The organism is Streptomyces sp. SM1 (assembly GCF_002910825.1).
Lineage (GTDB): Bacteria > Actinomycetota > Actinomycetes > Streptomycetales > Streptomycetaceae > Streptomyces > Streptomyces okerensis.
On sequence record NZ_NEUB01000981.1, the window covers coordinates 1 to 12,871 of the forward strand.

Genomic DNA, 12,871 nt, shown 5'->3' on the forward strand with positions numbered 1-12,871 from the left:
GGGGAGGGAGGTACGGGCCGCGGCCGTGCGCGGGCCCGCGCCGTGGAGCTCCTCCGCGGCGGTCGGCGGCCGGGTCGCGGTCATGCGCCGAACCTATAAGCCCGGAGGCGAGTAATTCCAGAGAACGAATGGATCCAGTCTTGAGGCGCGTCCGGTAACGGTGGGCGACGCCCGGGTGGCGCAGCGCCGTCCGGGAGGGCGCTGCGGCGGTGTCGTCGTGGACGGGCTCTCCGTCCCCGCACGGGCGTGCGTACGGGGAACGTGCGGACGTCGCGGAAGAGGCGGACGGCCCGCGGCCCCGGGCCGCCTCCTCGAGGCCGGTCAGGCGGCGGGCTCCAGGCGGACGCAGCACCGGCCGGGTTCCGGCGCCAGGTGCGCCTCGAGCCCTGTCGCGCCGAGCCCTTCGAGGACTCCGCGCATCAGGTGCAGGTTCATGCCGCACACCGTCTCGGTGTGGTCGCGGGCCAGCGCGTGGAAGGGGCAGTTGCCCAGGACGACGTTGTCGCCGTCGCGCCGCGGCTCGAAGCCGTACCGCTCCAGTCGGCGATGTACGCGGTGGGGGTGATCGAGATCGTGGCCGGTGCCGTCGTGGCCCTCGCGCCCCGCATCGGGGGCTGGCTGGTCGCCGGCTGGCTCGCGGGCGTCATCGTCAGTCTGCTGACGCTGTCCGGCTACTACGACGTCGCACTGCGCGACTTCGGGCTGCTGCTGGGCGCCGTGGCGCTCGCACGGCTGGCCCGGCGCTACCACCGGGACGCCTCCCGGCCCTGACGGGCGGTCAGTACAGCACGTTCAGCGCTCCGGGCAGGACCCGGACCGTGACGGGGAGGACCGCGTCGACCTCCCCGTCGGCTCCGTAGGGGACGTCCCGGTGGGCCTCGATGCGGATCTCCCGGCCGCGCAGGATCCGCACCTGGGGCCGGTGGACGTGCGCCCCGGTCCTGAGCTCGTTCATCAGGGCGAAGAACAGCCGCCGGGGCGCCTTGTCGATCATGACGATGTCCAGCAGGCCGTCGTCCACGCGGGCGTCGGGAGCGATGATCCGGCCCGATCCGTAGAAGCCGGAGTTGGCGGCCACCACCGTGTAGCCGGTGTGCGCGTGCTCCTCGCCGTCGACGGTGACCCGGTAGCGGGCGGGCCGCCAGGTGGTGACGGCCCGCAGGCCGCCCGCGTAGTAGGAGACCGGCCCCCTCAGCATCCTGGACCGGTTGGCGTGCCGGTTGGCGAGCGCGTCCATACCGGCGTACACGCTGCCGAGGACGACGGCGCGGTCGTGGACGGCCGAGCCGACCTCGATGGTGTCGACCGGCCGCGGTTCGCCGTGCAGCAGGATGCGGGCCAGCGCCTCCGGGTCGCGGGGCAGTCCCAGCGCACGGGCGAAGTCGTTGCCGCGGCCGGCCGGGACGAGGCCGAGGGTCGCGCCGGTTCCGCTGAGGGCGCCGCCGACTCCGCCCGCGATGCCGTCCCCGCCGACGGCGAGGACGACGTGGCCCAGCCGTCCGGCGTCACGGGCCAGTTCCCGGGCGTGGTCCAGGCTGCGGCTGTACTCGGTCCGCAGGTCGGCGCCCTCCTCCCGGAGGTGCCGGGCCAGAGCGAGCAGGGCTGCCGCTCCGGTGGCCGCGCCCGCGGTGGGGTTGACGACGGCGGTGAACTGGCGCATCGGGGTGCCTCCGGGGCGGGCCGACGGGATGGGGCGTGGACGGGACGCGTGGGGCGGGTCAGTCTCCGGGCAGCAGGACGCCGGGGTTCAGGGCGGGTCAGTCTCCGGGCAGCAGGACGCCGGGGTTCAGCACTCCCGCCGGGTCCAGTCGCCGCTTCACGGCGCGCAGGGCGTCGATGCCCAGCGGGCCCGCCTCGCGGGCGTACCAGTCGCGGTGGTCGGTGCCGACCCCGTGGTGGTGGCTGATGGTGCCGCCGGCGGCGAGGATCGCCTCGTTGGCGGCGTGCTTGGCGCGGGTCCAGTGCGCCACGGGGTCCTCGCCCTGGGCGGAGACCACGGTGAAGTAGAGCGAGGCACCGTTCTCGTAGACGTGGGAGATGTGGCACATGACCAGCGGCGGGGTGCCCGCGCCGGTGAGGGTGTCGGTGAGCGCGTCGCGCACGGCGGCGTACAGCGCGGGGACGCGGGACCAGAACGTCGCCGTCTCGAGCGTCTCCGCGAACGCCCCGGCGTCGAGGAGCGCGTCGCGCAGATACGGGGCCGAGTAGCGGCCGTGCGCCCAGCGCCGGCCCGGCTCCTCGCCCAGGGGGGTGCCGCCGCACTCGCGCAGGACGGCCGCCGCGCGTTCCCTGCGGTGCCTGGTGTCCTCCTCCGTGCCCTCGTAGCCGGCGACGGCCGTGCAGCCGGCGGCCTGCGGCGCGCCGGAGCCGATGGCCTCGGGGTTCGCCAGGCCGATGAACGTCTCGGTCTCGTCCGAGAGGCGCAGCACGGTGGGCCGCGGCCCGTCCTGGGCGAGCCGGCGCAGCGCGGTGGTCCCCTCCTCGAAGGAGGGGAAGTGCCAGCCCTCGTAGACCGCGGTCCGCGGAACGGGACGGATCCGCACGGTCACCGAGGTGATGACGCCGAAGGCGCCCTCCGAGCCGAGGACGAGCTGGCGCAGGTCGGGTCCGGCGGCCGAGCGGGGTGCCCGGCCGGTGTCGAGGGTGCCCTCGGGGGTGGCGAGGGTGAGGGAGAGCACCATCTCGTCGAACCGTCCGTAGCCGGCGGAGGCCTGGCCGCTGGAGCGGGCGGCGGCGAAGCCGCCGACGGTGGCCCACTCGTAGGACTGGGGGAAGTGGCCGAGGGTGAAGCCGTGTTCGGCGAGCAGTGCCTCGGCGCGGGGTCCGCGCAGGCCGGGCTGCAGGGTTGCCGTGCGGGAGACGGGGTCGAGGTCGAGCAGGGCGTTCATGCGCCGCAGGTCCAGGGCGACGAAGGGGCCCCGCGCTTCGGGGGCGAGCCCGCCGACCACGGAGGTGCCGCCGCCGAACGGCACCAGCGGCAGGCCGTGTTCGGCGCACACCCGCAGGACGGCGAGTACCTCGTCGTGTCCCGAGGGCAGGAGCACGGCCGCGGGGGCGGCGGTCACGTCTCCCCCGCGGACGCGCAGCAGGTCGGGGGTGGACTTGCCGCGGGTGTGCCGGACCCGGGTCTCCGCGTCGGTGCGCACATGCGCCTCGTCGCCCAGGGCCTCGATCAGGGCGCGGCGCGCTCCGGGCGTCAGCGGGCTCTCGGGGACGGCCATGTCCGCGATGGCGACGGGGGCCGCCTCGCGGGGCTTGACTCCGAGCAGATCGCGCAGCAGCCCGATCACCGTGCCGGGCAGCGGCGTCGCCTCGGCCGGGTCCCCCCAGCCGCTCCACAGCATGTCCATGGCTGTCGTCCTCACCGGTCGGAAACGAGCGATGCCGTCGACCGACGGCCTCACGTGGCGTTACACTGTGACACATGACGCCCATTCGTCACAACGCTTCCGGTGGTCCGGACAACGACGCGGTGCTCGACGCGGTGCGGGACTGCGTCCTGGCCGTCGGGGTCCGCCGCACCACGCTCACCGACGTGGCCCGCCGCGCCGGGGTCTCCCGGATGACGCTGTACCGGCGCTGGCCCGATGTGCGCTCCCTGGTCGGTGATCTGATGACCCGTGAGTGGATCGCGGTGGCCACCGGGGCCATCCCGGCACCCGAGCCCGGGGTGCCGGCGCGCGACGTGCTCACCGAGGGGCTGGTGGCGGCGGTGCGCGCCTTCGGCGTCCATCCGCTCTTCCGCAAGATCCTCGACGTGGATCCCGAACTGCTCCTGCCCTACATGCTGGACCGCCGCGGAGCGAGCCAGGAGGCCCTCCTGGAACTGCTGGCCGACGCCCTGGCCGCCGGGCACGCCGACGGCTCGGTGCGCACCGCCCATCCGGAGCGGCAGGCCCGGTCGGTGCTGCTGATCGTGCAGTCCTTCACCCTGTCCCTGCGGACGATGACCGAGGAGGACGACCCCGAACTCGCCCCCGAGGCCTTCCTCGGCGAACTGCGCGGCATCCTGGAGAGGACCCTCACCCCATGAACGCCACCGCCCCCGGCGGGCCCGCCGCCTCGTCCCTGTCCGCCGCCCGGCGCGCGAGCGAACTGGCCGCCTCCGTCGGCGGTCCGGTCGTCGACGTCCTGGTCGTCGGGCTCGGCGCCACCGGCGCCGGGGCCGCTCTCGACGCGGCGGCCCGCGGGCTGAGCGTGGTCGCCGTCGACGCCCACGACCTGGCCTTCGGCACCTCACGCTTCAGCAGCAAGCTCATCCACGGAGGACTGCGCTACCTCGCCTCCGGACGGCTCGGCGTGGCCCACGAGAGCGCGGTCGAGCGCGGGGTGCTGATGGAGCGCACCGCGCCGCACCTCGTGCACGCCCAGCCGTTCGTGCTGCCCCTGACCCCGATGGTCTCGGGCGGTCAGGCCGCCCTGGCGAGGGCCGGGTTCCGGGCCGGCGACACACTGCGGCTGGCCGCCCGTACTGCCCGCGCCACCCTGCCGCCGCCGCGCCGGCTAGGTGCGGTGGAGACCCGTCACCTCGCCCCCGGCCTGCGGCGCGACGGACTGCGCGGCGGACTGCTGTCCTGGGACGGACGGCTCACCGACGACGCCCGTCTGGTGACCGCCCTCGCCCGGACGGCCGCGGCGCGCGGAGCACGGATCCTCACCCGGGTCCGGGCCCTGGAGCTGACCTCGACGGGGGCCCGGGTCCGTGACGAACTCACCGGCGAGGAGGGGGGCATCCGCGCCCGCGCGGTGATCAACGCGGCCGGTGTGTGGGCGGGCGGCCTCGTCGACGGCGTACGGATCCGGCCCTCCCGCGGCACCCATCTCGTCCTGCGGCCCGAGAGCCTCGGACCGCTGTCCGCGGGTCTGCACATCCCGATCCCCGGGGAGAGCAACCGTTTCGTGCTCGTCCTGCCCCAGGACGACGGCCGGGTCTACGTCGGTCTCACCGACGAGCCCGTGGACGGCGACATCCCCGACGTCCCCGAGGTACCGGAGACGGACATCGGCTTCCTCCTCGACGTCCTCTGCTCCGTCCTGCACACCCCCGTCCGCCGCGGCGACGTGGTCGGTGCCTTCGCCGGACTGCGCCCCCTGCTGGACACCGCGCAGGGGAACCCGGAGACGGCGCCGAGGACCGCCGACATCTCACGCCGGCACGCGGTGCTCACCTCCCCGGAGGGCGTCGTCACCGTCGTGGGCGGCAAGCTCACCACGTACCGGCGCATGGCCGAGGACGCCGTCGACACCGCCGTCCGTGTCCGCGGACTGGCGGCCGGCCCCTCCCCCACCGCCTCCCTGCCACTGGTGGGCGCCGCGGCGCCGCACGTCCTCGCCTCCCTGCCCGCACCGCGCCGGCTCGTCCGGCTCTACGGCACGGAGGCCCCGGCGGTCCACGCGCTCGGCGCCCGCGAAACCGGCCTCGGCGAACCGGCGGTGCCCGGCTACCCGGTCACCCGGGCCGAACTGCTCTGGGCCCTGCGCCACGAGGGCGCGCTCGACGAGGAGGACGTCCTCGACCGCCGCACCCGCATCGGGCTCGTCCCCGCCGACCGGGACACGGCACTCGAGGCGGTACGCGCCCTTGCCGACGGGGCCTTGTCACACGGCGGCTGAGCGTACGCTCACTGCCCCTGCACGCCGACCTCGTACAGCGAGTAACCCCACTGCGTCCCCCGGCCCAGGAAGTGCACCCGCAGATGGCGGGCCGGCGTGGGGGTGAACACGGCCGTGTCCAGACCGCCGTCACCGGAGGTGGTGGACCAGACGGTGCGCCAGTCCGCGCCGTCGGCGGAGAGTTCGATGCGGTACGAGGTGCCGTACGCGCGTTCCCAGTCCAGGGTGACCCGCCCGACCCGGTGGGTGTCGCCGAGGTCGATGCGGAGCCACTGGTCGTCGCTCCGGTCGCCGGCCCAGCGGGTACTCCGGTCGCCGTCCACCGCCCTGCCGGGCGCGTAGCTGGTGAACGGGTTCCACTCGGTCGAACTGGCCGTGGCCCGCGCTCCGTCGGCGAGGTTCACACCGGCCCGGTGCCGCTCGGAGGCCCCCCAGGTGTCGAGGTAGGACTCGGCGCCCCGGAAGAGGTCGTCCACCACGTCCTGTCCGCCGACGCGCCGGATGTCCTCGATCCAGTCGGGGACGAGGCCGTAGTGCGCGGCTCCGTCGGTGTTCAGGTCCCAGGTGCGCTCGCCGGTGGTCTGCCGGTCGAGGACGGAGCCGCCGTCGGTGCTGCGGAAGGGATAGGTGACGGGGCCGGGAACGTCCGCTCCGCGCGGGGCCGGCCAGCCGCCGACACCGTTCATGTCCGTGCCGTAGCCGTAGCCCACGCCGTACTTGTCGCGCAGCGGCTCCGTGCGCCTCGCCTCCGCGACGAAGTGCTCCGAGCCGTTCATGTACTGAGCGGCGAACCCGCCGAGGCCGTAGAGCCGTTCGGTCCAGTTCAGGTCCATCCAGCTGTGCGAGGAGAGGACGCCGGGGTACGACTCGGCCTCGAAGATGTCGAGGACCCTGCCGGTGGCCTTGACGCTCATGTGGTCGATCTCGAGCATCATGTTGCGTTTCATCATGCCGCGTACGGCGTATTCACCGAGCCCGGTGAGCCCGCGGACGTTGCACCGCGCGTCCTCGGCGTAGGCCGGTACCTCGACGCCTGCCGGCAGTTCCTTCTCGGCGCCGGGTGCGGCGGTCAGACCGATGGGGTTGTCGGCCTGCGGGCCGGTGCACTTCTCCGTGCGCCAGAAGGTTCCGGTGGACAGGAACTGGCCCACGTTGATCGCGGTGCCGAGCGCCCCGGAGTCGAAGCGCACTCCGCACAGCGCGTTGTCGAACTTGTGGCACAGGAACATGCTGCGCACGCCCAGCGCGTACAACTCGTCGAGACCGGCGTCGATGTCGGCCCGGTCGCACTGGGCGACGTCCAGGACCTGCTTGCAGCCGAAGGGTTCGGACGTCTCGACACCGAGGACGACCGCGAGCTTGCCCTGCGCGATGACGTCACGCGCCTGCGCGCTGTCGGTGACGATCCGGAACCAGCCCTTTCCCGGTCCGCCGTACATGCCGTCGACGTACGCCTGCATGTCGTACGTCAGCTTCGCCTGCAGCCGGATCGACGTCATCTCGTCGCAGCCGCGGTCCTTGAAGAAGTACACGGAGCAGATCACACCGTTGGTGACCAGGTCGTTCACCAGCACCCGCTGGCCGCCGCGCCAGGCGCGTTCGATCCAGGCGTAGTAGTTCTGCTGGTGGGTCAGCGAGTCGTGCGCGGGCCAGTCCGCGAAGGACGGCCAGCCGACCGGGTCGTGCCTGCCGTCACCGCCGCCCGTGATGAAGTCGAAGACGGCGAGCGAGCCGTCGGGGTAGTGCTCGGGGCAGTCCTTGAGCGCGTCGGCGATGCCCTTCTCCGAGAACGCCCTGCCGCAGATGAGCCGGCCGCCGAAGGCCTCGTTGGACATGATGTGGTTGTGCGCGTCGACGAACCCCCGCACCTCACCGTGGGGGCCGGTGCCCTTGAACGGTTCGCCGGTGACACCGATCCCGGAGTCCGGCGACGGCCGGTCGGCGGGATCCCACCAGTCCCGGTCGGCCGCGGAGCTGGGCGTGGGGAGGAGGAGCGCGGCCAGCACGAGGAGGAGCAGCGTGACGACTCCGAGGTGTCGTCGTGTGCGGTACGTGGTCATCGGGCACGCCTCTCCGCCATGGATTGTCATGACCTGCACAATCACTTGGGGTGAGGATGACTACTGGCCCGTAGGGCGTCAAGGGTCCGCGCGGCACGGACACGGCTCCGCTGCCGTCCGGCGCGCGCCGGACGCCCGCACGCGCCGGGCGGGCGACCGGGACTACCGCTGCCCTCCGGTCTCGTAGTGCAGGGAGATGGACCTCAGCACGTCGGCGGAGGACACGTCGGTGCGGCCCTCGTCGTGGATCTCCGCGAGCTGGATGAAGGCGAAGGTCAGCGCCGAGGTGATCTGCACGATGGCGGGGCCGAGCTTCCCGGTGACGATGTCCGCCACCTCGCGCGCGTTCGCTTCGGCCGGCAACTGGACGTGCGGCAGCATCTCCTCCAGGAGGGTGGCGACCGCCGCGCTCCCGGCGACGTCGGCGTCCGGGTTCTCCCGCAGTCGCCGCCGCATCACGAGGGCTTCGGTGAGGATGCCGACGCTGCGCTGCATGATCTCCCGCTGCTCCATGCGCACAGCCTAGGCACGTCCGACGGCCGGCCGGGCGGGAACGGCCGCCCCGGTCCGCTCCGGCCCGGTTACGGCAGGCGCGCTGCCCGCCTGGAATCCTCTTCGCCGACTATCGTCGTATTTATACATGAATGAGCGTCTTGTTCCCGAGGGCGGCCACCGTGCCTGAGTGTCCTCACCCGAGTGAGTGATCCATGTCCCGCACCGGCTCCACCGACGACGGCGACGAGCTGCTGGTCAGGCTCCGGACGCTGACGGCTCAGGCACGTGCGCAGGCGGAGGTGCAGCGCTCCCGGGTGGAACTGGCCATCGCCCTGCAGCGCGGCATGCTGCCACGTGGGCTCCCGGTCGCCGACGGTGTGCGGCTGGCCGTGCGGTACGCGCCCGCCTACCAGGGTCTCAACGTCGGCGGCGACTGGTACGACGCGTTCACCATCCCCGACGGCCGGATCGGTCTGTCCATCGGCGACGTACAGGGGCACACCATCGAGGCGGCCGCCTTCATGGGTCAGGTCCAGGTCGGGCTGCGGGCCCTCGCCTCCGTGGACAGCGATCCGGGTGAGCTGCTCGCCCGGACGAACGAACTGCTGCTGTCGCTGAGTTCCGACCTCTTCGCCACCTGCACCTTCATGCGGCTCGACCCGGAGACCCGGCTGCTGGAGAGCGCACGCGCCGGGCACCTGCCGTGCGTGTGGGCCACCGCGGACGGCCGGTCCGGCATCACCCGGGACGAGGGGGGCCCTCCGCTGGGGGTCCTGTCCGGAGCGGTCTACCCCGTCACCCGGTACCGGCTCGACGCAGGCGGGGTGTTCGTGATGCTCACCGACGGGGTGGTGGAGGGGCCCTCCATGCCGCTCGACGAGGGGCTCGACCAGGTGGCCCGGCTCGCCGGCGTGGCGGCCGTCGCCCGCCTGGACGCGGACGCGCTCGCCGCGGCCGTGATCAAGGGCGCGGAGCGGGTGGGGCACGACGACGACGCGGCCGTCCTGGTGATCGGGCACGACACACTGGACACTCATCCATAGAGCCCACAGCACCCGGTGTCCCACCGCGCCGACCCGGCCGTCCCGGTGTCTGATGGCCTGTGTGGTGGCTCGCCAGGATCTTCGCAGACCGGCCGTCTTCGTGCTCGAGACGCTGGCCGTCGCCGTCTGCTACTACGCCGCTGGGCGGCTCGGGCTGCTGCGCGAACTGACCGTCGCGGGCGCTGTGGTGTCGCCCGTCTGGCCGCCGACCGGAGTGGCCGTCGCCTGTCTGCTGGTCTTCGGACTGCGCTGCTGGGTGGGGGTCGCCCTGGGCGTCGTGTTCGTTCTCATGCACCTCACGACGCTGCGGCTGTCCTCGCTGGGCGTCGTCGCGGGCAACACCGTGGCACCGGTGTGCGGGTACCTCCTGCTGCGCCGGGTGGGCTTCCGCACGGATCTCAGCCGATTACGCGACTGTCTCGCGCTGGTCTTCCTGGGCGCCTTCTCCGCCATGCTGATCAGCTCGTCCGCCGGAGCGGGACTTCTGGTCGCCACGGGCGACCTGCCACGGGAGAGCTTCTGGGGGGTGTGGCTGGCCTGGTGGGTGGGCGACGCGATGGGCGTGCTGCTCATCGCCCCGGTGCTGCTGATGCTCCTGCGTCTGCGGCCCCCGCTGCACTGGACGAGGTGGAAGGAGGCGGCGGGGCTGGTGGCGATCGCGGCCTGTCTCGTGCCGCTCGCGACGCGCAGCCCGGCGAGTCTGCTGTTCTCCGTCTCTCCGCTGCTGATCTGGGCGGCACTGCGGTTCCAGCTGCCCGGGAGCATGCTGTGCGCGCTGTTCGCCTCCGTCATGGCCACGGCGGCGGCGACGGACCGGATCGGGCCGTTCGAGAACCTGTCCGAGGTCGAAGTCATGGTCAATCTGCAGGCCTTCAACGGGGCGATGGCCTTGACCTCGCTGCTGTTGTCCGCGGTGATCACCGAGCAGCAGCACACGCGGCGGTCGGTGGAGCGGGCGTGCCAGGAGCTGGTGGAGGTCCTGGAGCATCTGACGGCGGGGGAATCCGCGGCGGGGCGGACGCCGCGGGAGGAGGGCGGGCGGGCACGGAGGGCGGACTGACGTCTTCCGCCCCCGCCGCCCCATCCCATCCCACCCCGGCACCGGGGCTCCGCCCCGGAGCCCGCGCCCGGGACGCCGGAAGGGCTGGTTCCGGGGTCCGCCGGCGTCACTCGCTCAGGGACGCGGCGTCTCCCATCACCACCACCGGGTGCCGGCCGGGCTCCAGGGCGCGCAGAAGCTCTCTCATATGAGGCTTCTCGAGGCTCACGCAGCCCTGGGTGGGGCCCTGGTGATCGACGTGCAGCCAGATGCCGCCGCCCCGGTCACCGCCGCGCGGACGGGTCCGGTCCAGCGGCGTGGTGCCCGGTACACGGTTGTAGTCGATGGCGACGACGTAGTCGAAGGAGCCCTCCAGCGGCTCCCCCTCGAAGCCCGTGCCGCCGACGCTGAACGCGTCCGACCGGTCGTACGGCATGTCGGTGCCCGGGTCGGGCAGCAGTCCCCCGGCGTCCGTGAGGGTGTACACGCCGATCGGTGAGCGCAGGTCGCCCGCCCAGTGGTCGTCGGTCCATCCCCTCAGGGCGTTGCGGGCGGGCCAGGCCGGACCCGCCTCCCAGCCGGAGCCGGTGTGTTCGTACAGCATGGCCGCGGAGCGGTTGGCGTTCCTGTCCCGGCCGGTGACCACGAGGACCTGACGGGCGTTCTGCGGGATCCACGCGAGCGTGCGCGGGCCGAGTCCGGGGACCTGGGCGGGCGGTCGTGTCTCCGTGCCGGCGTCGGCCCGGCCCTGGGCGGTGTTCGCGGTGCCCTGGGGCCCGCCCGCCGGGGCGCCTGGCGTCGTCGTGGCGGTGCCCGCCCCGCATCCGGTCAGGGCGGCCAGTACGAGGAGGAGAACGGCCGTCAGCGACACACGGCCGCCTGCTCGGACGGGGACTGCGGCCCGGCGTCCGCCCCCGGCCGGAGCTCGGTGGCGCGGACGGCGCGGGCAGTCGATCGATGAAGCCATGCCCTCAGCCTGACTTCGACTTGCCGGATTCGCCTCGGCTTCTCCGCGCGAGTCCGGTGAAGCCCCCCGTCTGCGCGACCCCGGTGCGCCGTCGACCGGGCCGGAAAGACACCCGCACGAGTGACGGGCCCGCACCCCGGGTGGAGTACGGGCCCGCCGGACGGAGCAGTGCGCGGGGTGCGGTGCCACCGGTTGATCACGAACTGCGAGCCCGGTTCGATCACCACGTCCCCTTCCGCCGAACCGGTGATGGTGACGTCCTTCAGGGTGGCGCTGCCGCGGGCACCGCTCATGGCGAGGATGCCGGAGCCGTTGGTGGACCTGTCGATGGTGACCGAGGTGATCCGGGCGTCGGGTATCGCGCCGCCGCCCGTCTTGAACTGGATGCCGTCGTAGGTCGAGTCGTGGATGTCGGTGTCGCGGATCACCACGCCGGGGATGTCCGGCCCCTGGGCGAACAGGGTGATGGCGCCGAACTCCTGGTCCTCGTTCCAGAAGGCACCGCCGGTGCGGTACAGCCCGTTGTCGGCGATGAGGGTCTGCCCGGAGAAGGGCAGCGGGTCGTGGTCGGTCGCGAGCATGATGCCCGGGTAGTTCATGGTGTCGTGGATCAGGTTGTTCTCGATGGTGTTGCCGTAGCCGCCGTAGACGGCGATGCCGTTGGCGCGCCAGGGCAGTTGCACGGTGTTGTTGCGGAAGTGGTTGTCATGGCCGATGTCGACCGCGGGGTCCTTGACGTACTTGCTGGCCCACACCGCGAGCGCGTCGTCGCCGGTGTTGCGGAACGACGAGTTCTCCACCTCGGAGTTGCGTGTGCCGTTGGCGAAGTTGATGCCGTCGGCATAGGTGTCGCGGATGCGCATCCCGCTGAACCGGAGTCCGTCGGCCGGCCCCCACAGCTCGGGGATGTTGCTGTAGTCGCGACCCACCCAGACCCCGACGTTGGCATGTTCGATCCATACGTTGCTGATCTGCGTGTTCCTGCCGAACCTGCCGTTGAGGCCGACTCCGCCCTCGGCTCCCCCGTCGCCTCCCCGGCTGGTGCCCGAGCCGAAGATCGCGATGTCCGAGATCCGGGTGTTGTCGTCGACGTCGAAGCCGAAGTTGCCCTCGTGCGGGTGGTTGATGCCGCCCGCCTGGTGCGGTGGTGTCAGGGTGTAGAACTGGGAGTGCCACATGCCGGCGCCCCTGATGGTGACGTCCCGGATACCGACCTGGTTGAACTGACCGCGGTCCTGCGGGTCGTCGGTGAGGATCTTCTGCTCCTGGCGCCACTGGCCCAGGGGGGTGCCTCTATGTCCTTCGTCAAGGCACCCTTGTCGGGTTTGGGGTGGTTCGGTGTTGCTGGGGTTATGCGGCGAGCTCGACGTCTTTCGGTGTCCGGGGTTCGTAGAAGGTGCCGTCGCGGAGCATGGCGAACAGGACGCTGATGCGCTGGCGGGCGAGGCGGAGGAGGGCTTGGGTGTGGGTCTTGCCGCGGGCTCGCTGGCGGTCGTAGTAGGTGCGGGAGGCCGGGTCGGCGTTCATGCAGGCGAAGGCGGACAGGAACATCGCCCGTTTGAGTTGCCGGTTGCCGCCTCGGGGTGCGTGTTCGCCGTGGATGGAGGTGCCCGACTGCTTCGTGGTGGGGGCCAGTCCGGCGTAGGAGGCGAGG

General features: G+C 72.7%; 10 protein-coding genes and 3 pseudogenes. 5 read left to right on the forward strand and 8 right to left on the reverse strand.

What is annotated here, in order from left to right:
• Nucleotides 1-321: 321 nt before the first annotated feature.
• Nucleotides 322-540: pseudogene (locus tag B9S61_RS34715) on the reverse strand (transcriptional regulator); the annotation flags it as partial.
• Between B9S61_RS34715 and B9S61_RS34720 the strand changes: the two are divergent.
• Nucleotides 538-771, forward strand: a pseudogene (locus B9S61_RS34720) (hypothetical protein); the annotation flags it as partial. The pseudogenes B9S61_RS34715 and B9S61_RS34720 overlap by 3 nt on opposite strands.
• Before the next feature lie 7 nt (nt 772-778).
• Here the strand turns inward: B9S61_RS34720 and B9S61_RS34725 are convergent.
• Nucleotides 779-1,660, reverse strand: a complete 882-nt coding sequence (locus B9S61_RS34725) for a YegS/Rv2252/BmrU family lipid kinase (protein ID WP_103545738.1) — start codon at nt 1,658-1,660, stop codon at nt 779-781.
• Nucleotides 1,661-1,757: 97 nt separating this feature from the next.
• Nucleotides 1,758-3,350, reverse strand: a complete 1,593-nt coding sequence (locus B9S61_RS34730; RefSeq protein WP_103545739.1) for an FAD-binding oxidoreductase — start codon at nt 3,348-3,350, stop codon at nt 1,758-1,760.
• Between the two features lie 74 nt (nt 3,351-3,424).
• Here B9S61_RS34730 and B9S61_RS34735 point away from each other — a divergent pair, with 74 nt between their 5' ends.
• Both B9S61_RS34735 and B9S61_RS34740 read left to right on the forward strand, forming a co-directional pair.
• Nucleotides 3,425-4,033: a TetR/AcrR family transcriptional regulator gene (locus B9S61_RS34735; protein ID WP_103545740.1), complete on the forward strand. Its 609-nt coding sequence runs from the start codon at nt 3,425-3,427 to the stop codon at nt 4,031-4,033.
• Nucleotides 4,030-5,613, forward strand: a complete 1,584-nt coding sequence (locus tag B9S61_RS34740; protein WP_103545741.1) for a glycerol-3-phosphate dehydrogenase/oxidase — start codon at nt 4,030-4,032, stop codon at nt 5,611-5,613. Before B9S61_RS34735 ends, B9S61_RS34740 begins: the two co-directional genes overlap by 4 nt.
• An 8-nt stretch (nt 5,614-5,621) precedes the next feature.
• Here the strand turns inward: B9S61_RS34740 and B9S61_RS34745 are convergent, their stop codons facing one another.
• Both B9S61_RS34745 and B9S61_RS34750 read right to left on the reverse strand, forming a co-directional pair.
• Nucleotides 5,622-7,673 (reverse strand): discoidin domain-containing protein, encoded by a 2,052-nt coding sequence (locus B9S61_RS34745; RefSeq protein WP_103545742.1) that lies wholly within the window; start codon nt 7,671-7,673, stop codon nt 5,622-5,624.
• A gap of 162 nt (nt 7,674-7,835) precedes the next feature.
• Nucleotides 7,836-8,186, reverse strand: coding sequence for a hypothetical protein (locus B9S61_RS34750; RefSeq protein ID WP_103545745.1), 351 nt, complete (start codon nt 8,184-8,186; stop codon nt 7,836-7,838).
• 194 nt (nt 8,187-8,380) lie between these two features.
• Here B9S61_RS34750 and B9S61_RS34755 point away from each other — a divergent pair, with 194 nt between their 5' ends.
• Both B9S61_RS34755 and B9S61_RS34760 read left to right on the forward strand, forming a co-directional pair.
• On the forward strand, nt 8,381-9,211 hold the full coding sequence (locus B9S61_RS34755; RefSeq protein WP_103545743.1) for a PP2C family protein-serine/threonine phosphatase: 831 nt from the start codon (nt 8,381-8,383) through the stop codon (nt 9,209-9,211).
• A gap of 52 nt (nt 9,212-9,263) precedes the next feature.
• A complete protein-coding gene (locus B9S61_RS34760; protein WP_181007667.1) occupies nt 9,264-10,271 on the forward strand; it encodes an MASE1 domain-containing protein in 1,008 nt (335 codons plus the stop codon).
• Nucleotides 10,272-10,377: 106 nt separating this feature from the next.
• Here B9S61_RS34760 and B9S61_RS34765 read toward each other — a convergent pair whose 3' ends face one another.
• The 3 genes and pseudogenes from B9S61_RS34765 to B9S61_RS34775 all read right to left on the reverse strand — a co-directional run.
• A complete protein-coding gene (locus tag B9S61_RS34765) occupies nt 10,378-11,121 on the reverse strand; it encodes a L,D-transpeptidase family protein (protein WP_258040016.1) in 744 nt (247 codons plus the stop codon).
• A 287-nt stretch (nt 11,122-11,408) separates the two neighbouring features.
• A pseudogene (locus tag B9S61_RS34770) lies at nt 11,409-12,503 on the reverse strand (right-handed parallel beta-helix repeat-containing protein); the annotation flags it as partial.
• A 64-nt stretch (nt 12,504-12,567) separates the two neighbouring features.
• The coding region (locus B9S61_RS34775; RefSeq protein ID WP_146064897.1) for a transposase at nt 12,568-12,871 on the reverse strand (304 nt) is incomplete at its 5' end.